The organism is Stenotrophomonas sp. STK17_22, assembly GCF_051983905.1.
In the GTDB taxonomy this organism is placed as follows: Bacteria; Pseudomonadota; Gammaproteobacteria; order Xanthomonadales; family Xanthomonadaceae; genus Stenotrophomonas; species Stenotrophomonas maltophilia_A.
Genome location: NZ_CP197010.1, coordinates 42,719 through 62,867, shown reverse-complemented (window position 1 = coordinate 62,867; position 20,149 = coordinate 42,719). Strand labels below are relative to the sequence as shown.

Sequence of the window (20,149 nt, the reverse complement as noted above, 5' to 3'; positions counted from 1 at the left end):
GGATGGCGTTCGGGCCTGCAGACTGCACAGCGGAATCTCAGCGTGCAGCCAACGCCGACGCGATTTCCTGCTGGATGGCCCGCGCCGCGGCCTGCGGATCGGCGGCCAGGCGGATCGGGCGACCGACCACGATGGCATCGGCGCCATCGGCAAAGGCCTGGGCCACGCCAACGGTACGCTTCTGGTCATCGCCGACCGGGCCACCGGGGCGGATGCCCGGGCAGACGATCGAGAACCCGGCGCCGGTAGCGGCGCGGATCGGGCCGGCTTCCTGGCCCGAGGCGATCACGCCATCGATACCGGCCGCCTGCGCGGCCAGCGCGCGCTCGACCACCACGTCCACCGGCTCACGGTCGATGCCCATCTGCGCCAGGTCCGGGCGGCCCATCGAGGTCAGCACGGTCACCGCCAGCAGGCGCATGTCGCTGCTGTTGGCGGCGGCGCAGGCTTCCATCATCGCCGGGTGCCAGCCGTGGATGGTGGCGTAGCTGACCGGCCACTGCGACAGGCGCTTGATCACCGCCGCAGCGGTGGCCGGGATGTCGAAGAACTTCAGGTCGACGAACACGCGCTTGTCGCGGCGGGCCAGCTCGTCCAACACCTGGAAGTACTCGCCGGAGGCGAGCAGTTCCATGCCGATCTTGTAGAACGCCACGCTGTCGCCGAGGCGGTCGACCCACTCCAGCGCCTGCACGCGGTCAGGCACGTCCAGCGCGAAGATCAGGCGCTCGTCATCGCGCAGCGGCAGCGGCGCGCGGCTCACGGTGCGTAGTCCAGGGCGGCGCGCTTGGCGTCGTGGCGGGCCTGGCGCGACTGGCTGTAGTCGTTGTTGAACTGCGCCGGCTCGAAGCCGCCGTAGGTCGGGTTCGGCAGCATCCACCAGCGCTCGCCGAACCAGTCGTGGTACTGCTGCAGCAGGGCGTCACGGCCTTCATTGGTGTTGGCGGTCACTTCCACGAAGTCGCCCAGCTGGTCACCGAACTGCATCAGCACGCGGTACTTCTGCCCGGCCAGGCGGCGGCGGCAGTTCTTCTCGCTGCCGGCCTGCTCACAGCCTTCGACCACGGTACCCAGGCCCAGGAACACGCTGTCATCGGCCACCGGCAGGCCCTGCTCGCGCAGGTTGGCCAGGGTCGCGTCCTTCAGGTGCACGGCACGGTTGGAGATGTACAGCAGGGTCACGCCCTTGGCGTTGGCGGCCTTGGCGAAATCAACCACGCCCGGAATGGCCTTGGCCTTCTTTTCGGCCACCCACTGGTCCCAGGTCAGCTCGTCGTATTCCTTGCCGTCGCGCACCAGGCGCGCCTGGTAGGGCGAGTTGTCCAGCACGGTCTCATCCACGTCCAGCACCACGGCCGGCTTCAGGCCCTTGGCCTCGTTGCCGCGTTCTTCCGGCACCAGCGCATCCCAGTGGGCTTCCTTCAGCGCGGCATCCAGGTGGTCGGCGGCGGCACGGTAGGTCTGCTCGGTGATCGCCTTGTACTCCTGCGCGCGCTGCATCCACAGCACCGCATTGAGGTTGTCGTTGGCAGTGGCATCGAGCGCGCCATCGGCCTTGGCAGCGGCGGCCGGGGCCTCCGGGGCAGCGGCTTCGGCGGCAGGCGCATCCACGCGCTTGCAGGCGGACAAGCCCAGCGCCGCAGTGGCGAGCAGGGTCAGGGACAGGGAAACGGGACGACGCATGGATTCACCGGCAATCAGATATACCGGCGCATTTTACCGGCAAAGGCGGTCCCGGGACGGCTATGCTTGGCGGTTGACCCGTTGCCCTTCCGGAGGCCGCCATGACCGATTCCACCCAGACCCCCGACGTCCCCCTGCTCGACGCCGTGCAGGCCCGCCTGCTGGGCTGCCTGGTGGAAAAGGAGGCAACCACCCCGGACACCTATCCGCTGACGGTCAACGCCGCCCAATCGGCCGCCAACCAGAAGACCGCCCGCGAGCCGGTGATGAACGTCGATGCCGGCAGCGTGCAGCACGCGCTGCGCCAGCTGGAAACACTGGGCCTGGCCCGCCAGCACTTCTCCTCGCGCGCAGACCGTTACGAGCACCGCCTGCAGGCCGCGCTGGACCTGACCCGGCAGCAGACCGTGCTGCTGGCGATGCTGCTGCTGCGTGGGCCGCAGACCCTGGGCGAACTGGTCACGCGCAGCGAGCGACTGCACCGCTTCGCCGACGCCGACGAAGCCCGCCACGCCATCGAGCGCCTGCAGCAGCGCGCGCTGCTGGTAGTACTGCCGCGCGCCAGCGGCCAGCGCGAAGACCGCTACATGCACCTGCTGTGCGGTGAAGTGGACGGCGCGGCGCTTGCGGCCAAATACGCCAGCAGCGGCGGTGGCAGCGACGCGGCCGATCCCGGCCTGGCCGAGCGCGTGGCCCAGCTGGAAGCGGCCGTGGCCGAGCTGCAGGCGCAGCTGGCCGAACTGCGCGGTTGATGGTGGGTGCCGACCGTTGGTCGGCACTGCATCTGAATCGTGCCGACCAACGGTCGGCACCCACCGTCAGCTACTACTGTGCCGGCCAGCGGCCGGCACTACCCGACGTCAGCCGCACCCAAGGTGGCGTACAGCCGGCTGGGCGTTTCGATGCCCGGCAACTGGATCACCCCGCGCTCCTGCATGCCCAGGCCCAGCAGGATCTTCCCGGACACCACGTTGTCCAGATCGGTGATGCCGTACAGATCCTGCAGGCCCAGCTCAGCGCGCGCATGCGCGAACACCGCCCGCGCCGCCTCACCGGCATAACCCTGCCCGGCGAATTCAGACAGCACCGCGTAGCCGATGTCCGGCCCCGGCAGGCCATCGCGGCGCACCAGCCCGGCATTGCCCAGCCACGCCCCATCGGACAACCGCTCGATGGCATACATGCCGAACCCATTCAACGCATAGCTGTGCAGCACCCGCAGCGCGATGTACTCACGCGCCTGTTCTTCACTGCGCACATTGCGGTCACCAATGAAGCGCACGAAGCCCGGATCATTCAACAGCGCCAGCATCGGCGCCGCATCGCGGTCGGGCTCGATCGCACGCAGGCGCAGGCGTTCGCTTTCAATGGGATGCATGGGTGGGCTCCGGAAGGAATACCTCGATTTTGCAACGCCAGCGCCCACCGTGCAGCACGCTCAGGCCAAGTGGGCCACTACGATGCTCAGCCTAGCCACATGCCCCGTCACGCGGGCCGAACAGGATCGGCCAGTAGCGCACGCACAGGCGATGGACGCATGCGGCGATCAGGCAGAACCCCATGCCCATCAGCGCCAACAGCAGCGGTGCGCCCCAGCGCAATCCCGGGTGCTGGATACGAGCCTTGGAAGGCATGCCGCCGGGATATAGCACCTGTACCTGTTCGCCGACCACGTACAGTGGTGCCCCGGTAGCAAAGGACGCGGTGAACTGAATCATTTGCCCTGTGCGGTCTGGAACCTCACCACCGGGCGATGCAGGGTGATGTCACGTGCGGGCATCCCCTCCATTTCCGACCGGGCATCCTCTGCCTGGACGGCCACCACCGTTCCGGTTACGGAAACGGCCTTGCGCGCGAAACGCTGGACGTCCACGAACAGCCAGGCGGCGGCCAGAAGGATCAGCAGGCCCACGGCAAAGAAAACAGCAAAAAACATCTGAGGAGGGTGGGCATGGTGCTGGCCGGGTTGATCGATCAGCGTGCAGGTGCCGGCGCTGATCGAATGAAGGAGATATCGACATGGTAATAGCGCGGATTGCCCGGCATGACATGGACATCCAGTTCACGCCCACTCACCTGTGCACGGGGATCGGCCCAGAGATACGCGCTGTGGAAGACATGCCATCGAGTGGTTTCAGGATCGCGCCAGGCGCAGACGATGACGAACGGATGCCTTCCCCCCGAAAATACTCCGCGATCGCGCTTGATCGCCCGGACCTTGGCTTGCACCCGTGTCCCGTGGCGAAGGAGCTGCCTGCGCCGCCATGCCCTCGCCGCCTGCGGCAGGTGCAGAAGTCCCACCCCCAGCAAGAATGGGCCGCCGGTCACTCCCAGTATGACGCTCAGGCCCCAGGGTGATGAGAGCGAACGCACCAGGGCCTTGTCCGGGCGGTCCGGCAGGTACAGCACATCTACATGATCGCCCGTCATGTAGGCACGATGGCGGGTACGACCTGCGAAGAACCGCATCACTTGCCCGCTGCTGGTAGTGAAGTCCACCCAGTACAGGAACTTCACCCCTGAAGTGCGCGAACCACCGCGATCTACGCTGACGGCATCCACATGGGTGATCCTGCCATCGGCAATGACCGCCGCATCGAGGAAGCGCCTGGCCCCAACGTAGGCCAGAAGCGCTGAAACAAGCAGGACCAGGCCCAGCCCGAGGAAGGTACGGGTGAGAACAGCAGGGATATCGTTGGACACGATGAAAGACACGGCGCGCACTTCGGGTGCGCTCACACTAGGCCTTAACCCGATGCAGGCTCAAGGCCAGAAGCGTCAATCGGACGGATTGGAATACCACTTTAGTGGCTTTTCGATCCTCAATCGAACAACGCCTCGATCGCCGCCAACCCGGCACTCGCCCGCTCCTTCTTGCGCGCCGCATCGGCCACCGGGTCAGCACCATCGCGCTGGATCTCCTCCGCCGGAATCTCCTCGAAGAACCGGCTCGGCTTCAACCGCACGTGCTCACCGAACTTGCGGGTCAGCTTGCTGTAACTCATCCACAACTGGATCTTGGCGCGGGTGATGCCCACGTACAGCAGGCGCCGCTCTTCCTGCAGGTTGCCCTCGTCCAGGCTGACCTGGTGCGGCAGCACGCCATCCTCGCAGCCGACGATGAACACGTACGGGAATTCCAGGCCCTTGGAGGCGTGCATGGTCATCATGCGCACCTGGTTGCCGCCCTCGTCCTTGTCGCTGCGCGACAGCAGCGCCAGCTGGCCGGCCAGGTCGGCGGCAGTGGCACCGCGCGGGCCCCCCTCGAACCACTGCGCCAGTTCCTCGATGTTGTTGGCACGGCGCTGGTAACTCGCCTCTTCCTTGGCCTGCTGGCGCAGTTCGCTGAGCAGGCCGGATTCCTTGGCGACCTTGCGGATCATGTCGCCGGAAGTGACCTGTTGGGTCTGTGCACGCAGGTCACGCAGGATGTCGGTGAAGCGCGCCAGGCTGTTGGCCGCGCGCGGGGGCAGTTGCTGCAGGGCACCGATCGCCTCGGCAGCCTGCGCCATCGGCATGTCCTTCTCCTGCGCCAGCTCGGCCAGCTTGGCCAGCGTGCCGGCACCGACGTCGCGCTTGGGTGACTGCACCGCACGCATGAACGCGGTGTCGTCGTCCGGGTTCACCAGCAGGCGCAGCCAGGCCAGCGTGTCCTTCACTTCCTGGCGTTCCAGGAACATGGTGCCGCCGGTCAGGTGGTAGGGAATGCGCAGCAGCTGCATCGCCTTTTCCAGCGGACGCGACTGGAAGTTGCCGCGGAACAGGATGCAGAAATCACTCCACGGCACATTGCGCGACTGCGCCACGAAGGCGATCTCGGCGGCAACCTTTTCCGCCTCATGTTCGCTGTTGCGGCACTCCCACACGCGGATGCGTTCGCCGTCGGCCTGGTCACTCCACAGCTTCTTCAGGTGCTCGTGCGGGTTGTTGGCGATCAGCGCATTGGCCGCGCGCAGCACGCGGTTGGAGCAGCGGTAGTTCTGCTCCAGCTTGATGATCTCCAGCTTGGGATAGTCGCGCCCCATCTGCTGCAGGTTTTCCGGATTGGCGCCGCGCCAGGCATAGATCGACTGGTCATCGTCACCCACGCAGGTGAAGTTGCCCTTGTCACCGGCCAGCTGCTTGAGCAGCCGGTACTGCGCGTCGTTGGTGTCCTGGCATTCGTCCACCAGCAGGTAGCCGATGCGCTCGCGCCAGGCCAGCGCGATCTCCGGATTTTCTTCCAGGATCTGCACCGGCAGACGGATCAGATCATCGAAGTCGACCGCATTGAACGCGGTCAGGCGCAGCTGGTAGCGCTCGTAGACGCTGGCCGCTTCCTTCTCGCGATTGCTGCGCGCGGCGGCCATCGCCTGCTCGGGCGACAGGCCGGCGTTCTTCGCGCGCGACACCAGGTTCTTCATGTCCTCGATGTCATCAGGCTTGGCCCCGTACATCAGGTCCTTGATCTGCGCAGCGGCATCGTCGGCATCGAAGATCGAGAAGCCGCGCTTCAGGCCAACGGCCGCGTGCTCGATCTGCAGGAACTTCAGGCCCAGCGCATGGAAGGTGCAGATGGTCACCTCGTCGGCGTCCTGCTCGCGCAGGCGCTTGGCCACGCGCTCGCGCATTTCCTTGGCCGACTTGTTGGTGAAGGTGATCGCCGCGATGCGGCGCGCCGGATAGCGGCCGCAGCCGATCAGGTGGGCGATCTTTTCCACGATCACACGCGTCTTGCCGCTGCCCGCGCCGGCGAGCACCAGCAATGGACCTTCGATGTGCAGGACGGCGGCGGCTTGGGGGGGATTGAGACCGTGCATGGGATGGGGATTGTAGCGGGGCCGGGTGACGACCACAGCGGGCCGCCGGTGGGGTTGCTGAACGGCTTCGGCGAAGCGGGGCTGCGGCGTACAATCCGTCGATGGCCAAGCTCTACTTCTACTATTCGGCGATGAACGCCGGCAAGACCACCACCCTGCTGCAGAGCGCCCACAACTACCGCGAGCGCGGCATGCGGGTGGCGATCCTGACCCCGCGCCTGGACGATCGTGCCGGCGCCGGCGTGGTCGCCTCGCGGATCGGCCTGCGTGCGGACGGCATGGCCTTCGACCGCGATACCGACCTGCAGCGCTGGGTCGAGCAGGATCTGGCAGCCAACGGCCCGATGGGCTGCGTGCTGGTGGACGAGGCGCAGTTCCTGACCCGCGCCCAGGTCTGGCAGCTCAGCGAAGTGGTCGACCAGCTGCGCATTCCGGTGCTGTGCTACGGCCTGCGCACCGACTTCCGCGGCGAGCTGTTCGAAGGCAGCCAGTACCTGCTGGCCTGGGCCGATGAGATGCAGGAGATCAAGACCATCTGCCACAGCGGCAAGAAGGCGACGATGACGGTGCGTGTGGACGAGCATGGCCACGCGGTGCAGGACGGCCCGCAGGTGGAGATCGGCGGCAACGACCGCTACGTGTCGGTCAGTCGCGCCGAGTTCAAGAAGATCACCCGCGGCGAAGGGCGGATCGATCCGGCGCAGGCGCCGCTGCCGCTGTAGCAGGCGCGCCGGTGCGCCATGACCTCCAGCGGTTTACAAGCACGCGCTGTCGCGCCTAGGCTGCGGCTCCCCTGCTGCCGAACTGGACGTCCGACATGCGCTCTGCCCTCCTGCTGCTGCCGCTGCTGTTGCTGCCCCTGCTGGCCACCGCGGCCGAGCGCCCGTCAGGTGAAGACGATGCGGCGGTGATCGGCGCCGGTTTCATGGACAGCCACCCGGATATGATGTACCGGCAATGGGGCGTCAACGCGCTGCGTCGCAACGATGTCAACGGCGCGATGGACAACTTCCGGCTGGCCGCGCGGTATGCGGACAAGCCTGCCCAGGGCTACCTCGGCGAGATGTACTGGTACGGGGTAGAGCAGCCGCGCAATCCGGTCATGGCCTATGCCTGGATGGAGGTGGCGGCCGAACGTGGCTATCCGTTGTTCGTCGAGCTGCGCAACGAGTACTGGGCCACGCTGCCGCTGGAGCAGCATGATGCGGCGCGCGCGCAGGCAAGCGCGCTGCGCGCCGAGTATGGTGACGAAGTCGCGCGCCCACGCATGGCCGAAGTGCTCAGAAAGGGGCGCCGCGAGATGACCGGCAGCCGCGTCGGCTCGATGTCCAACAACGTCGACATCGTGTACATGGACGGCGGAATCTCCCGCACCATCAAGGCCGATCGCCTCTACGACCCGAAGTACTGGGACCCGAAGCAGTACGAACGCTGGCAGGACGAAACCTGGATGAAGATCCGCCGGGGCACGGTGGAAGTGGGTGTGCCGACCCAGTCGCACGCCACCGACAGCAAGCCTTGAAACAACGGTGCCGGCATGTAGCCGGCACCGGGCCGCATCCATTCAGTACAGCGTGCGCTCCGGCGCACCTGCCGGCGGCGGGGTGTACTGGTACAGCCAGGTCTCGGTGAGGGTCTTGCCGCCACTGCGCAGGAACAGGCGGATGTCGATCTGCTCGGAGCTGCCTTCCGGCGGCACCAGGTCGAACATCGCGCGGTAGCCGTTGATCTCGCGCAGCGGGCGCGCCGACACGATCTCGACCCGGCCGCGGCTGGCTTCCACCACGGCCTCGACCTCCCCCTTGTCGATCAGCCTGGCCAGTTCGCCGCCTTCGAAGTCCACCGCGAAGCGCCAGCTGAAATACTCGCGCTTCTTGCCGACCACGCCGCCCAGGCCGGTGCGGCTGGCCACGCAGTGCGCCAGCGGCGGCCGTGCCGGCGGCTCGGCGCCCCAGTACAGGCGGTAGCCGACCAGCAGCTCCTGGCCCGGCTGCGGCTTTTCCTTCGGGTTCCAGAACGCCACGATGTTGTCGAAGGTCTCGTCCACGGTGGGAATCTCCACCAGCTGCACCGAGCCCTCGCCCCATTCGCCCTTCGGCTCCACCCACAGGCAGGGGCGCTTCTCGTAGAACACGCCGTCGTCCTGGTAGTGGTCGAAGTTGCGGTCGCGCTGCAGCAGGCCGAAACCACGCGGGTTGCGGTCGACGAACATGTTGAAGCGCAGGTTGCGCGGATTCAGCAGCGGTCGCCAGATCCATTCGCCGGCACCGGTCCACAGCGACAGGCCGTCGGTGTCGTGGATCTCCGGGCGCCAGTCCCATGCCATGCGGCGGTCGTTCTCGCCCACCTGGTACATGCTGGTGCACGGGGCGATGCCCAGCCGCTCGATCGCCTTGCGCGGGTACAGCGCGCTGTCGATGTCCATCAGCAGCACGTCGCCATTGGTGATCGCGAAGCGGTAGGCACCGGCCACGCTGGGCGAATCCAGCAGGCCGTAGACCACGATCGTCTCCGAATCGGCCGACGGCTGCTCCAGGTAGTAGGCGATGAAGTCCGGGAATTCCTCCGGCTTGCCCATGCCGGTGTCGATCGCCAGGCCGCGCGCGGACTGGCCGTACTGGCCTTCCTTGCCGACCGCGCGGAAGTAGCTGGCGCCGAGGAAGGCCGCGAAGTCGCGGTCGGTGTCCTTGCGGGTGTTCAGGCGGAAGCCGGCGAAGCCCAGATCGGCCGGCAGCTCGCCGTCCTTGATGCCGCTCTTGCCGTAGTTGAATGCCGCGCCGTCATAGGCCAGCTCCTGCGCCTTGCCGTCGACCACGTCGAACATGCGCACCGGCGAGTGGAAGTACAGGCCCAGGTGGAAGAACTTGGCCTGGAACTTGCCCGGCTGGTCAGCCCACAGCGCGTGGTCCTGGCGGTAGCCGATCGACTGGTACTGGTCCCAGTCCAGGCCTTCCAGACGGCCCGGCAGCACCCGCTTGTGGCTCTTGTAGGGTGCCTGTGCCAGCGCGCGCGCCTGGCCCTTCAGGGTGGCGAAGTCGAACGGCTGCGGCTGGCCGAGGCGGCGCAGGCCCATCTGGCCGCTCTTGCTGGCCGCGCACGCGGGCAGGGACGGCAGGCCGAATGCAGCCAGGGCGAGGGAGGCATTGCGGATGAAGTCGCGTCGTTGCATGCAGGCGCGTCAGGCACAGAGGGAAGGTCGGCCATCATAGGCAGACAAACGTTAACGGGCAGCGGAGACGTACTCTGCCCGTTCAGCTGCCGCTGGCCGCCCGGCTCAGCGCTGGCAATGGCTGCACCAGACGCTGGCGCGCTGGCCGATGGTGGCGTGCTTCAGCGCGCGACCACAGTTCGGGCAGGGCAGCCCGTCGCGGCCGTACACCAGCAGTTCCTGTTCGAAATAGCCCGGTGCGCCGTCAGGGCTGATGAAATCGCGCAGCGTGGTGCCGCCACGGGTGATGGCGTAGCCGAGGATTTCCTTCACCGCGTCGGCCAGCCGCTGATAGCGCCCGCGCGAGATCTTGCCGGCCTCGCGCAGCGGGCTGATGCCGGCCTTGAACAGGCTCTCGGCGGCGTAGATGTTGCCCACGCCCACCACCACCGCCTGGTCCATCAGGAAGGTCTTCACCGGCGCGCTGCGGCCACGGCTGCGGGCGAACAGGTAGTCGCCGTCGAACGCGTCGTCCAGCGGCTCCGGGCCCAGCCCCTGCAGCAGCGGATGGATCTCACCGGCGGGCTGCCAGAGCAGGCTGCCGAAGCGGCGCGGGTCGTTGAAGCGCAGCAGGCGGCCGTTGTCCAGGCTGATGTCGACGTGGTCGTGGGCGCGCACCGGCGTATCACCGGGCAGCACACGCAGGCTGCCGGACATGCCCAGGTGCAGCACCGCGCTGCCGATGGCGGTATCCAGCAGCAGGTACTTGGCGCGACGGCGGATCTCCTCGATGCGCTGCCCCGGCAGCAGCTCGGCCACTTCCGGCGGAATCGGCCAGCGCAGGTCGGCGCGGCGCAGGATCACGCCATGCACGCGGCGGCCCTGCAGGTGCGGCGCCAGGCCGCGGCGGGTGGTTTCGACTTCGGGCAGTTCAGGCATGAACCGATTCTACGCCCGCTCAGCGTGGCGGTGCCGCCAGTTCACGGGCATCCAGGACGCCATCACCGTTGGCATCCTGCTTGTGGAAACGCTGCACGATCACCTGCCGCTGCTGCTCGCGGCTGATCGCCCTGCCCTTGCCACCGGGCAGCTCATCGGCGCTCAGCACGCCATCGCCATTGCGGTCCATGCGGTCGAAGGCATACAGCATCCACTGCACGTACTCGGATTCACTCACCCGGCCGTCGCCATCGCTGTCCATCCGCTGCAGGTAGCTGGTGGTGTCGGTGACCTGGGCCAGCGCCACGCCCGGCAGCAGCACCGCCAGCAGAAGCCCGTACCCTGCCCTCACGCGCCCACCAGGCTGTAGCCCTTCAACCGTGCGGCATAGGCCTGCAGCGCGGCGATCCCGCTTTCCTCGGCCTCGCGGCACCACGCCTGCAACTGATGCAGGCGCTCGGCGGCATCGTGGCCGCGGGCCTCGAGCAGCGCCGCCAGCCGCGCGCGGTACTCGACCAGGGTGCGGATGCGCGGGCGCTGTGCCACCCATTCGCTGAGCTGGGCACGACTGTCCGGCTTCAGCCAGCGGCCATCGTTGACCAGGCCACGGCGCAGCCGGCGTGGCAGCAGGCGGCGCAGCTTGGCCCCGGCCTGCACAGCTTCCTCGCGCAGGGCCGGCATGAACACATTGCGCTGGTAATCGGTCATCGCCTGGAAGCGGTGCGACAGCAGCGCCTTCAGGGTTTCGGCATCGGGCACGGCGATGTTCGGGCGCACATCCATGGCCGGCGCCACCCGCAGCACCCTGGCCAGGCGCAGCGCCTGCAGCAGGCGGATCGCACTCCAGCCGATGTCGAATTCCCAGCGCCGCATCGCGAAGCGCGCCGAACTGGGGAAGGCATGATGGTTGTTGTGCAGCTCCTCGCCACCGATCCAGAACCCCCACGGCGTGAGATTGGTGGAGGTGTCGGCGGACTCGTAGTTGCGGTAGCCCCACCAGTGCCCCAGGCCATTGACCACGCCCGCGGCCCAGAACGGGATCCATGCCATCTGGATCGCCCACAGGGCCACGCCCGGCAGGCCAAACAACACGGTATTGATCGCGAACAGCAGCACCGGCCCCAACGTGGCGTGCGGGGTATACAGATGGCGCTCGACCGCATCGTCCGGGGTACCGCGCCCGTACTGCTCGATGTCCGCGCGCATGCCACGCGCTTCGCGGTACAGCTCCACGCCGTGCCAGAACACCTTGCCGATGCCACGGGTGACCGGGCTGTGCGGGTCGTCCTCGGTCTCAACCTTGGCGTGGTGCTTGCGGTGGATGGCCACCCACTCGCGGGTGATCATCGAGGTGGTCAGCCACAGCCAGAAGCGGAACACATGGGCCAGCGCCGGGTGGAAATCGACCCCACGATGGGCCTGGCTGCGGTGCAGGTACAGGGTCACCGAGAAGATGGTGATCTGAGTGAAGACCAGCAGCACCGCCAGCATGGCCCACCAGCCCAGGCCGAGCACACCACCGGTCAACAGGGACATCAGGGCATCTGGCATGACGGCTCTCCGGGTCGACGCGGGGATGGCAGACATCATGGGCGCTTGCGTTGCAAACTGCATCCCTGCGGCGATGCTCTGTATCGCCATCCGAGGCACCGTTCACAGTTGGGGACCTGAGTTGTCGAGCCTTGATCCACGCGCCAGCGCCATGACCGCCGCCCCGCCCCTGGCGGAGCAGCCCCCCTTGATCGAACTGGACCGCGCCACCGTGGTACGCGGCCAGGTGAAGGTGCTGCACGCGCTCAGCCTGCGCATCGCGCAGGGCCAGCACACCGCCCTGCTCGGCCCCAACGGCTGCGGCAAGTCCACCTTCATCAAGCTGATCACCCGCGAGCTGTACCCGCTGGCGCAGGGCGACGGTACGGTGGCGGTGAAGGTGCTGGGCCAGAACCGCTGGCAGGTAGATCGGCTGCGCTCGCAGCTGGGCATCGTCACCGGCGACCTCAGCAGCAATCTGGCCGACATGCCGGGGCTGACCGTGGAACAGGCGGTGCTGTCCGGCTTCTTCGCCAGCTACGTGGTGCCGGCCTTCCGCGAAGTGACCGCCGACATGCGCGCGCGCGTTGGCGAGACGCTGGCAATGACCGGCGCGCTGTCGCTGCGTGAACGCGCCTACGCCGAGCTGTCGGCCGGCGAGACCCGCCGCGTGCTGATCGCCCGCGCGCTGGTCAACCGGCCACAGGCCCTGCTGCTGGACGAACCCTCCACCGGCCTGGATCTGGTCGCCCGCGAACAACTGGTGGCGACCATGCGGGTACTGGCGCAGCAGGGCATCACCCTGGTGCTGGTGACCCATCACATCGAAGAGATCATTCCCGAGATCGAGCGGGTGGTGCTGCTGCGCGACGGCCGCGTACTGGCCGATGGCACCCGCGCCGAGCTGCTGCGCAACGAACCGCTGTCGGCGGTGTTCGGCGGCGCGATCAGGGTGGTCGAGCAGGAGGGCCGACTGGCCGCGTACGCGGGATAGACAGATGCATCGCTCTCCGTAACCGTCTGTAGAGTCGAGCCATGCTCGACTGCCGTTCGCCGCGAGCAGAAGCAGCCGAGCATGGCTCGGCTCTACAGAAGGCGGGGCAGCGGGCCGGATTCTCCGGCCCGCCACCGCTTTGCTCAGAACCGCAACGCCAGTGCGCGCGACTCGATCGGTGCCATCCGGCTCTGGTCCTGCAGCTGCAGGTCGCGCAGCTCGTACGGTGCGCCGAAGCCGGCCGGCAATGCGGCCTGGTCGAACGGCAGCACCAGCTGGCCTGCGCCCGGGCCATCGAACCACGCGGCCGCATGTGCCTGTGCGACCGGCTTCAACTGGCCATCGCGGGCCGTGGCATACAGCGTGCCCCGCGCCTCATAGCGTCCGGCCGCGGCCACCTGCAGCGGCAGTGCCACCTGGCGGCTGGACGGATCCGGTGCCGCCTGGCCGCTGAAGCGCGCGGTCGGCCGCGCCACCGCGAAGGCGACCTTGCCATCGCGCAGCACACCGTCGGCCTGGGCGAACACCTGCAATTCCCACAGCCCCTGTGCAGTACCGACATCGGCCGGGATGCGCACCTGCGCGCGCAGGCTGCCATCGGTAGTGCGCAGCAGGCGCTGCGGCCAGCTGCGGCCATCCGGCGCGACCAGCAGGGCTTCACCGCCCAGGCCGCCACGGCGCGATGCCAGCTGCGCGGTGGTGGCACCGTCTTCCAGCAGGCGTGCCTTCAGCTGCACGTTGCCACCGGCCAGCACCTGCGCCTGGTTGGCCTGCACTTCCAGCCGCAGCGGGCTGTTCGGCTCCAGCACCTGTACCACGTAGCGGCCCTGGGCCTGCGCGCTCTGCAGCGTGTAGGCACCGACGGCACTGGTCGCGCCGGTACGCAGCATGCTGCTGCCATCGCTGACCGGCATGCCGGCGTCCTGCAGCGCGCGCGCATCAACACTGCGCGCCACGCTGCTGCGGCCGGCCGGGTCGCGCACCTGTAGCGTGTTGGCCGGCAGCGCGCGGGCACCTGCGGTCGGGCTCAGCTGGATCACCGCATCCGGCGCCGTCAGTGGCAGGTCCAGGCCTCGCTGCAGCTGCGTGCCATCAACCTGCTGCCAGTAGCTGCGGCTGACCGAGGCATACGGCGTGGCCGCCTGCAGCGGCTGTGCCGGGTCCAGCGCCCAGGCAAAGGACAGCGGCGCGTGTTCGCTCTCATCGGCGGGAAGCGGCGCGGCTACCAGGGCGGCAGGCACTTGATCGCCCGCACGGGCGGCCTGCAGCGGCTGCGCGGCCTGCGCTGCGGAAAGGGACAGCACTGCCAGGGTGGCGCCCGCCAGCAGGGTGGATTGAATCGTCATGGTCGTCTCCCTCACTGGGTCAGGTCGTTGCGCAGCAGGGTGCCGAGGCCGAAGCACTCGCGGCGGCTCTGGTTGTGGCTGAGCGGTTCTGCACCCTGGGTACGCGCCTTGTCGGTGAACCAGGTGGTGCCGGCGGCCTTCTGGCTGCTGCACTCCAGGAAGCCATCGGAGCAGGACGACAGCCAGTTCTGGGTGAACTCCAGGCCAACGTTGGCGGCATAGCCACCGCAGTAGCTGTTGCTGTCCCACACCGCCGATTCCACATCGCTGCCCACCACCGCGCGGAACGGTTTGGGCAGCGCCGGGCGGCCAGCGGTGCCATAGAGGTTCTGCGCGTTGTAGGTGGCCATGCTCGCCACCTGCTGCTGGCGCACGGCGTCGTTCTTGTAGCCCAGCAGCCAGCCCAGCGAGGTTTCAAAGGTGTTGCCGTTGAGCACCGCATCGGCCAACGGCGTGCCGGCCGAAGACGGTGCCAGCGCGTTGACCTTGCGCACCGTGCGGATGATCTTCGGATAGCGGCTGTCATAGGTCGGGTTGGACAGGATCCAGCGCATCACGTTGCCGCCGTTGGAGTGGGTGATCACCACCAGCTGGGTGATGCCACGGCTGTCGATGAAGCCGGTCAGCTGATTGGCCAGGCAGCCGGCCGCTTCCGGCTTCCACATGTACTGGGTGAAGTCGCAGTTGATGACCACGTAGTTGCTGCTGTTGGGCAGGCCCTGGCGCACGGTGTCGATGATCGCCGGCTGCCAGTAGTCCTGGGTGGCGTTGGTCTGTGCGCCGGTGCCATGCACGAAGGCCACACCGACCACGTCGGCCGCCTGTGCCGGCGCGGTTGCCAGCCCGAGGAGCAGGGCCAGGACGGTACTTCCTGTTGCGGTGCTGCGCATCGCTTCTCTCCCTCTGTCAACGGATCCCCCCGACCCGGCTGGAACTGGACGGCCCCTGGTGCTTGCCGTTGTGCCGATGCTCGCGGCGCGGCCGCGTGAAAGTCCGTGCGCTGCGCCCGGATTCAGGAGACTGACGTCACTCGATGACGCTTTTCATATCGCCGGGATGACCATGCCGGGTCTGGCCGTATGACCGATGGCCACTGCGGTGTCGTATACGGGCTGCGATCATGGCGCGATGTTTTTCCTCCGGAGCCTGTCCATGTCGCTGATTTCCCACCCTGCCCGCCCGCTGCTCGGCCTTGCCGTCATCGCGGCCCTGGCCGGTTGTGCCGCCACCGCCGCCAAGCCGACCGCCGTCGAAGCCAACATCACCACCAAGGCGGTGGGCTATCTGGACAAGAGCGCGGTACCGGCCAGCCTCGACCTGGTGCCAGCACCGCCGGTGGCCGGTTCGGCCGCCCTCGCCCTCGACGAACAGGTCAGCCGTGAAGCCCGCGCGCTGCGTGGCAGCCCGCGCTTCGCCCAGGCCGGTGTCGATGCGGAACTCGGCTTCCCCGAAGGCGCCAACCACTTCTCCTGCGCCGCCGACATCGACGTCGATGCGGTGAAGACCCCGGCGCTGTACCGCCTGCTGGAGCGCAGCCGGATCGACGCCAGCGCCGCCACCAAGGCCGCCAAGAACCACTACCAGCGCCCGCGCCCGTTCATGGTCAATGGTGAACCGACCTGCTCGCCGAAGGACGAAGAAGGCCTGCGCAAGAACGGCTCGTACCCGTCCGGCCACACCTCGATCGGCTGGGCCTGGGCCCTGATCCTGTCGGAGATCGCACCGGATCGCGCCGATGCCATCCAGACGCGCGGCCGCAACTACGGCGAGAGCCGCCTGGTGTGCAATGTGCACTGGCAGAGCGACATCCTCGAAGGCCGCTTCATGGGCGCCGCCGCCGTGGCCCGCCTGCATGACAACGCCGCGTTCAACAAGGACCTGCTGGCCGCACGCAAGGAGATCGCTGCCGCGCGCAAGGCCGGCCTGCACTCCAGCCGCGACTGCGCGGCCGAGGAAGCGGTGCTGAAGGTGCGCCCGCAGAGCGCGCTGTAAGCGCCTGGCGGTTCAATTGTTGCCGGCCAGCGACCGGCACTACCGATGGGTGTAAAGCAGAAGGGCCGGCATTGCGCCGGCCCTTCTTCATTGCATCTACGCGGTCACCGCATCAGAACTTCGCGGTGAACTCCACGCCCCAGGTACGCGGCTCGTTGAGGAAGCCGGTCAGGTTGTTGAAGTCGATCGCGCCGACCACGCGGGTCTGGTTGGTCAGGTTGCGGCCGAACACGGCCACGTCGTACTGGCCGTAATCCCAGTTGTAGCCCAGGCGCAGGCCGCCTTCCAGCGAACTACGGCCGCGGAATTCCGGCGACTCGTAGATGAAGAAGTTCACCGCACTGCGGTAGGCCCAGTCGGTGTAGGCATACAGCTCGCTGCCATCGCTGAGCGGGAAACCGACACGCAGGGTCGCGTTGTGGATCCACTTCGGCGCCTGCGGCAGCGGGTTGCCGTTCACCAGCGCATAGGTGCCACCGTTGATGACGGTGGTCGGGTCGTTGATGGTGCAGCCACCGCCGCAGATCGCTACCGCCAGATCCTTGTCCTTGATCTCGGTGTCGTTGTAGCTGCTGCCGAAGGTCAGCAGCACGTTGTCGGCCAGATAGGCTTCCAGGTCCAGCTCCACGCCCTGGCCGATGGTCTTGTCAGCGTTGAGCAGGGTGGCGGTGTTGTTGGTGCCGCCCACCGCGATCAACTGCTGGCCGTCAACGTTGTAGCGGAACACGCTCAGGCCCAGGCGCGCGCGGCGCTCGAACAGGTCGGCCTTGATGCCGGCTTCGTACGAGATCACCTTCTCCGAATCGGCCTGCGACAGGCCCGGCGCGAAGGCCAGGCGGCCCTGGATCGACGGCGCACGGAAGCCCTTGGCCACGCGGGCGTAGGCATTCACGTTGTCGGTCAGCTTGTACACGCCGCTGACATCCCAGCTGACGTCGTTGACGTCGGTGTTGGCCAGGTACGGGCCACTGACCGGGGTGCCGAACGGAAGGACGGCCTGCAGCACGCTGGCGTTGAAGTCCTTCTTGTCCTGGGTGTAGCGCACGCCGGCGCGCAGCTTGAAGCGGTCGGTGACATCGAAGTCACCCGAGGCGAACACCGCCCAGGCCTTGTTGCGCTGGTTCTGCACCACATGGCCGGTCTGCGGGTTGCCCGGCTTCAACGAGTTGTAGTTGAAGTTGTTGATGGTCACGTCTTCGTCGAAATAGAAGACGCCGGCCTGCCAGTCGAAGCGGCCCCATTCGTTGGATTCGACGCGGAACTCCTGCGTCCACTGGCGATGGTGCGGCAGGCCGTCGGCCGACTCCGACGAGAACGGGATGAAGCCCGGCCCATAGTTGCCAGCGCCCAGCGATGCGTCGCCGTAGCCACCGTCGATGTCACCACGATTGAGCGATTCGGCGGTTTCATAACCGGTGATCGAGTGCAGGGTCACCGAACCGAGGTTCCACTGCAGGCGCGCACTGCCGCCCCAGGTCTCCAGGTCGGAGAAGTTGACGCCATCGTTGGCCACCTTGTCGCGATCGAAGTTCTCGACCAGGCCGTTGCCACCCTTCTGGATGATGTTGGCGCGGAACAGGCGCGCGGTACCGTTGAGCTTGCGCTTATGCAGGTTGAACAGCGCTTCGAAGTCGTCGCCTTCGTACAGGAACTGCACGCGGCCTGCGGCTTCGTCATAACCTTCGAAACCGCTGTTGGGCGCACCGGCGCGGGTGTTGTCGACCCAGTCGTCACGGCGCTGGTAGATGGCCGAGACGCGTGCCGACCAGCGGTCGGTCAGCGGGCCGCCATAGGCGCCCTGCACGTTCCAGCTGTTGTAGCTGCCATAGCCCACGCGCACGTAGCCGTCAGCATCCTGCGACGGGCGCGCCGAATCGAACTTGACCACGCCGGCCGGGGTGTTGCGGCCGAACAGCGTGCCCTGCGGGCCACGCAGCACTTCCACATTGGCCAGGTCGAACAGCGGGAAGCCCTTCAGCAGCGGGCTTTCCTGCACCACGTCGTCGTACACCAGCGACACCGGCTGCGACGCATTGAGGTCGAAATCGGTGTTGCCCAGGCCACGGATGTAGAAGCGCGGGAAGGCACGGCCGTAGGACGACTCGATGTTGAGGCTGGGCACGCGCGCGGCCAGGAAGCGGATGTCGTCGCCCGCCGAACCCAGCACATCGAGCTTCTCGCCCTGGATCGCGCTGATCGCGACCGGCACGTCCTTGGCGTTCTCGACGCGGCGCTGCGCGGTCACCTGCAGGGCATCAAGGGCAACCGGATCCTTGGCAGCGGGAGTTTCCTGGGCGGCTGCTACCAGCGGCAACAGGGCGGAAAGAGCGGCAACGAGGGGGCGCGCGACCGGAAGGCGGCCACGGGAAGTGCGGGTCGGAGACATGGCGGTAGGCTGTGTTTGGAGGGGTGGTAAAACGGCGCTACCAGATAATTGTTGCAATACAGCACCTGCCCCGCAAATGCCTGCCGTTCATGGCCGCGTCGCTCCGGCCCCCGCGCCCTCGCTAGACTCGGGGTTTTCCAGCCCTGCAGAGCCACCGCGATGACCCAGTGGTACTTCCATGCCTCCGCCCAGGCCGAGCGTATCGGCCCGCTTGATGACGAGGCCGCGCGCCGTTATGCGCAGGCCAACCCGCGCGCCCTGGCCTGGTGCCAGGGCATGAACGGGTGGACCTCGATTGCCGAGGTGCCCGAACTGCAGTCCGCGGCCCCGGGCATGCCGAACACCCCGCCGCCGGTCCCCGCCGCGGCCAGCGGCCGCGCCGACGACATCGAATTCCGCATCGTCGGCCATGAAATGCAGTTCGTGGAAATCGAGCTCGACCCCGGTGAGAGCGCCATTGCCGAGGCCGGCGCATTGATGTTCAAGGATGCCACCGTGCAGATGGACACGGTGTTCGGCGCCGCCAACGGCGACCAGGGCGGCGGCTTCATGGGCAAGGTGATGGCCACCGGCAAGCGCGTGCTGACCGGCGAGAGCCTGTTCGCCACCGTCTACACCCAGAGCGGCCACGGCAAGGGCAAGGTCGCCTTCGCCGCGCCCTACCCCGGCACCGTGCTGGCAATGAAGCTGGACCAGCATGGCGGCCGCCTGATCTGCCAGAAGGACAGCTTCCTGGCCGGCGCGCGCGGCGTGCAGATCGGCGTGCAGTTCCAGCGCAAGATCATGACCGGCCTGTTCGGCGGCGAAGGTTTCATCATGCAGAAGCTGGAAGGCGACGGCTGGGTGTTCATCCATGCCGGCGGTTGCGTGGTGGAGCGCGAGCTGGCCGCCGGCGAGCGGCTGGACGTGGATACCGGCTGCGTGGTGGCCTACCACCCGACCGTAGACATGGACGTGCGCCGGGTGGCCGGCATCAAGAGCATGCTGTTCGGTGGCGAAGGCGTGTTCCTGGCCACGCTGACCGGTCCGGGCAAGGTCTGGCTGCAGTCGCTGCCGTTCTCGCGCCTGGCCGGCCGCATGTGGATGGCCGCGCCGCAGGGCGGTGGCCAGAACCGCGGCGAAGGCTCGGTGCTGGGCGGCCTGGGCCGGATGCTGGACGGCGACAACCGGTTCTGACCGCCCCCGGTCGTGCCGGCCGCTGGCCGGCAGCCTCATGAACCGCTGCCAGGTTCCCAATGGTTGCCGGCCAGCGGCCGGCACTACCTTTATGAATGGGCGATGTTTCCTACCCTGCCCGCCCCGCCACGGCTTCGGTATGCTGGCGCCCTTTCC

General features: G+C 67.5%; 20 protein-coding genes. 6 read left to right on the top strand and 14 right to left on the bottom strand.

Annotated features, from left to right (window positions below; genetic code table 11):
* Positions 1 to 37: 37 nt before the first annotated feature.
* Both pyrF and ACSYS9_RS00265 read right to left on the bottom strand, forming a co-directional pair.
* Positions 38 to 763 (bottom strand): orotidine-5'-phosphate decarboxylase, encoded by a 726-nt coding sequence (pyrF, locus tag ACSYS9_RS00270; RefSeq protein ID WP_071228639.1) that lies wholly within the window; start codon positions 761 to 763, stop codon positions 38 to 40.
* Positions 760 to 1,683, bottom strand: a complete 924-nt coding sequence (locus tag ACSYS9_RS00265) for a 5'-nucleotidase, lipoprotein e(P4) family (RefSeq protein WP_071228640.1) — start codon at positions 1,681 to 1,683, stop codon at positions 760 to 762. Before ACSYS9_RS00265 ends, pyrF begins: the two co-directional genes overlap by 4 nt.
* A 101-nt stretch (positions 1,684 to 1,784) precedes the next feature.
* On the opposite strand from ACSYS9_RS00265, the gene ACSYS9_RS00260 reads away from it, so the two are divergent.
* Positions 1,785 to 2,435, top strand: coding sequence for a YceH family protein (locus ACSYS9_RS00260; RefSeq protein WP_032128686.1), 651 nt, complete (start codon positions 1,785 to 1,787; stop codon positions 2,433 to 2,435).
* Between the two features lie 98 nt (positions 2,436 to 2,533).
* Here ACSYS9_RS00260 and ACSYS9_RS00255 read toward each other — a convergent pair whose 3' ends face one another.
* The 5 genes from ACSYS9_RS00255 to ACSYS9_RS00235 all read right to left on the bottom strand — a co-directional run bounded on the left by ACSYS9_RS00255 (position 2,534) and on the right by ACSYS9_RS00235 (position 6,482).
* A complete protein-coding gene (locus ACSYS9_RS00255) occupies positions 2,534 to 3,061 on the bottom strand; it encodes a GNAT family N-acetyltransferase (protein WP_049422378.1) in 528 nt (175 codons plus the stop codon).
* A 91-nt stretch (positions 3,062 to 3,152) separates the two neighbouring features.
* Positions 3,153 to 3,401, bottom strand: coding sequence for a DUF3592 domain-containing protein (locus tag ACSYS9_RS00250; RefSeq protein WP_071228641.1), 249 nt, complete (start codon positions 3,399 to 3,401; stop codon positions 3,153 to 3,155).
* Complete coding sequence (locus ACSYS9_RS00245; RefSeq protein WP_071228642.1) at positions 3,398 to 3,619, bottom strand: DUF3592 domain-containing protein; 222 nt, start codon at positions 3,617 to 3,619, stop codon at positions 3,398 to 3,400. Before ACSYS9_RS00245 ends, ACSYS9_RS00250 begins: the two co-directional genes overlap by 4 nt.
* A 38-nt stretch (positions 3,620 to 3,657) precedes the next feature.
* A complete protein-coding gene (locus tag ACSYS9_RS00240; RefSeq protein WP_177179515.1) occupies positions 3,658 to 4,398 on the bottom strand; it encodes a DUF3592 domain-containing protein in 741 nt (246 codons plus the stop codon).
* A 107-nt stretch (positions 4,399 to 4,505) separates the two neighbouring features.
* Complete coding sequence (locus tag ACSYS9_RS00235) at positions 4,506 to 6,482, bottom strand: UvrD-helicase domain-containing protein (protein WP_071228644.1); 1,977 nt, start codon at positions 6,480 to 6,482, stop codon at positions 4,506 to 4,508.
* A 101-nt stretch (positions 6,483 to 6,583) separates the two neighbouring features.
* Between ACSYS9_RS00235 and ACSYS9_RS00230 the strand changes: the two genes are divergently transcribed.
* Together ACSYS9_RS00230 and ACSYS9_RS00225 are read left to right on the top strand one after the other, a co-directional pair.
* On the top strand, positions 6,584 to 7,204 hold the full coding sequence (locus tag ACSYS9_RS00230) for a thymidine kinase (RefSeq protein ID WP_008264720.1): 621 nt from the start codon (positions 6,584 to 6,586) through the stop codon (positions 7,202 to 7,204).
* A gap of 95 nt (positions 7,205 to 7,299) precedes the next feature.
* On the top strand, positions 7,300 to 8,004 hold the full coding sequence (locus ACSYS9_RS00225; protein ID WP_032128680.1) for a sel1 repeat family protein: 705 nt from the start codon (positions 7,300 to 7,302) through the stop codon (positions 8,002 to 8,004).
* Between the two features lie 42 nt (positions 8,005 to 8,046).
* On the opposite strand, the gene ACSYS9_RS00220 is transcribed toward ACSYS9_RS00225, so the two are convergent.
* The 4 genes from ACSYS9_RS00220 to ACSYS9_RS00205 form a co-directional block, all read right to left on the bottom strand.
* Positions 8,047 to 9,651, bottom strand: a complete 1,605-nt coding sequence (locus ACSYS9_RS00220; protein WP_071228645.1) for a glucan biosynthesis protein — start codon at positions 9,649 to 9,651, stop codon at positions 8,047 to 8,049.
* Between the two features lie 105 nt (positions 9,652 to 9,756).
* The gene (gene mutM, locus ACSYS9_RS00215) at positions 9,757 to 10,569 is read right to left on the bottom strand and encodes a bifunctional DNA-formamidopyrimidine glycosylase/DNA-(apurinic or apyrimidinic site) lyase (protein ID WP_049422377.1); all 813 of its coding nucleotides are present in this window, start codon (positions 10,567 to 10,569) and stop codon (positions 9,757 to 9,759) included.
* A 19-nt stretch (positions 10,570 to 10,588) separates the two neighbouring features.
* Positions 10,589 to 10,921, bottom strand: a complete 333-nt coding sequence (locus ACSYS9_RS00210; RefSeq protein ID WP_049398994.1) for an EF-hand domain-containing protein — start codon at positions 10,919 to 10,921, stop codon at positions 10,589 to 10,591.
* Entirely contained in the window at positions 10,918 to 12,120 is a 1,203-nt protein-coding gene (locus ACSYS9_RS00205; protein ID WP_071228646.1) for a DesA family fatty acid desaturase, read from the bottom strand. The genes ACSYS9_RS00210 and ACSYS9_RS00205 overlap by 4 nt, the downstream gene beginning before the upstream one ends.
* Before the next feature lie 151 nt (positions 12,121 to 12,271).
* On the opposite strand from ACSYS9_RS00205, the gene ACSYS9_RS00200 reads away from it, so the two are divergent.
* Positions 12,272 to 13,093: an ABC transporter ATP-binding protein gene (locus ACSYS9_RS00200; protein ID WP_071228647.1), complete on the top strand. Its 822-nt coding sequence runs from the start codon at positions 12,272 to 12,274 to the stop codon at positions 13,091 to 13,093.
* A 143-nt stretch (positions 13,094 to 13,236) separates the two neighbouring features.
* On the opposite strand, the gene ACSYS9_RS00195 is transcribed toward ACSYS9_RS00200, so the two are convergent.
* Together ACSYS9_RS00195 and ACSYS9_RS00190 are read right to left on the bottom strand one after the other, a co-directional pair.
* Positions 13,237 to 14,439: a DUF4785 domain-containing protein gene (locus ACSYS9_RS00195; RefSeq protein WP_071228648.1), complete on the bottom strand. Its 1,203-nt coding sequence runs from the start codon at positions 14,437 to 14,439 to the stop codon at positions 13,237 to 13,239.
* Between the two features lie 11 nt (positions 14,440 to 14,450).
* Positions 14,451 to 15,329, bottom strand: a complete 879-nt coding sequence (locus ACSYS9_RS00190) for a hypothetical protein (protein WP_032128674.1) — start codon at positions 15,327 to 15,329, stop codon at positions 14,451 to 14,453.
* Positions 15,330 to 15,591: 262 nt separating this feature from the next.
* Here ACSYS9_RS00190 and ACSYS9_RS00185 point away from each other — a divergent pair, with 262 nt between their 5' ends.
* Entirely contained in the window at positions 15,592 to 16,431 is an 840-nt protein-coding gene (locus ACSYS9_RS00185; RefSeq protein ID WP_071228649.1) for an acid phosphatase, read from the top strand.
* Between the two features lie 112 nt (positions 16,432 to 16,543).
* Here the strand turns inward: ACSYS9_RS00185 and ACSYS9_RS00180 are convergent, their stop codons facing one another.
* Positions 16,544 to 18,817 carry a TonB-dependent receptor gene (locus ACSYS9_RS00180; RefSeq protein WP_071228650.1) on the bottom strand — a complete coding sequence of 758 codons (2,274 nt, stop codon included), beginning with the start codon at positions 18,815 to 18,817 and terminating at the stop codon, positions 16,544 to 16,546.
* Between the two features lie 159 nt (positions 18,818 to 18,976).
* Between ACSYS9_RS00180 and ACSYS9_RS00175 the strand changes: the two genes are divergently transcribed.
* The gene (locus ACSYS9_RS00175; RefSeq protein WP_440568717.1) at positions 18,977 to 19,993 is read left to right on the top strand and encodes a TIGR00266 family protein; all 1,017 of its coding nucleotides are present in this window, start codon (positions 18,977 to 18,979) and stop codon (positions 19,991 to 19,993) included.
* Positions 19,994 to 20,149: the final 156 nt, after the last annotated feature.

What these genes read in the sequence shown, in the direction of transcription:
- mutM (WP_049422377.1), bottom strand. Translation starts at nt 10,569, where the DNA reads ATGCCTGAACTGCCCGAAGTCGAAACCACCCGCCGCGGCCTGGCGCCG.
- ACSYS9_RS00205 (WP_071228646.1), bottom strand. Translation starts at nt 12,120, where the DNA reads ATGCCAGATGCCCTGATGTCCCTGTTGACCGGTGGTGTGCTCGGCCTG.
- ACSYS9_RS00255 (WP_049422378.1), bottom strand. Translation starts at nt 3,061, where the DNA reads ATGCATCCCATTGAAAGCGAACGCCTGCGCCTGCGTGCGATCGAGCCC.
- ACSYS9_RS00185 (WP_071228649.1), top strand. Translation starts at nt 15,592, where the DNA reads ATGTCGCTGATTTCCCACCCTGCCCGCCCGCTGCTCGGCCTTGCCGTC.
- ACSYS9_RS00190 (WP_032128674.1), bottom strand. Translation starts at nt 15,329, where the DNA reads ATGCGCAGCACCGCAACAGGAAGTACCGTCCTGGCCCTGCTCCTCGGG.
- ACSYS9_RS00195 (WP_071228648.1), bottom strand. Translation starts at nt 14,439, where the DNA reads ATGACGATTCAATCCACCCTGCTGGCGGGCGCCACCCTGGCAGTGCTG.
- ACSYS9_RS00225 (WP_032128680.1), top strand. Translation starts at nt 7,300, where the DNA reads ATGCGCTCTGCCCTCCTGCTGCTGCCGCTGCTGTTGCTGCCCCTGCTG.
- ACSYS9_RS00180 (WP_071228650.1), bottom strand. Translation starts at nt 18,817, where the DNA reads ATGTCTCCGACCCGCACTTCCCGTGGCCGCCTTCCGGTCGCGCGCCCC.
- ACSYS9_RS00250 (WP_071228641.1), bottom strand. Translation starts at nt 3,401, where the DNA reads ATGATTCAGTTCACCGCGTCCTTTGCTACCGGGGCACCACTGTACGTG.
- ACSYS9_RS00230 (WP_008264720.1), top strand. Translation starts at nt 6,584, where the DNA reads ATGGCCAAGCTCTACTTCTACTATTCGGCGATGAACGCCGGCAAGACC.
- ACSYS9_RS00175 (WP_440568717.1), top strand. Translation starts at nt 18,977, where the DNA reads ATGACCCAGTGGTACTTCCATGCCTCCGCCCAGGCCGAGCGTATCGGC.
- ACSYS9_RS00200 (WP_071228647.1), top strand. Translation starts at nt 12,272, where the DNA reads ATGACCGCCGCCCCGCCCCTGGCGGAGCAGCCCCCCTTGATCGAACTG.
- ACSYS9_RS00235 (WP_071228644.1), bottom strand. Translation starts at nt 6,482, where the DNA reads ATGCACGGTCTCAATCCCCCCCAAGCCGCCGCCGTCCTGCACATCGAA.
- ACSYS9_RS00265 (WP_071228640.1), bottom strand. Translation starts at nt 1,683, where the DNA reads ATGCGTCGTCCCGTTTCCCTGTCCCTGACCCTGCTCGCCACTGCGGCG.
- ACSYS9_RS00220 (WP_071228645.1), bottom strand. Translation starts at nt 9,651, where the DNA reads ATGCAACGACGCGACTTCATCCGCAATGCCTCCCTCGCCCTGGCTGCA.
- ACSYS9_RS00260 (WP_032128686.1), top strand. Translation starts at nt 1,785, where the DNA reads ATGACCGATTCCACCCAGACCCCCGACGTCCCCCTGCTCGACGCCGTG.
- ACSYS9_RS00245 (WP_071228642.1), bottom strand. Translation starts at nt 3,619, where the DNA reads ATGTTTTTTGCTGTTTTCTTTGCCGTGGGCCTGCTGATCCTTCTGGCC.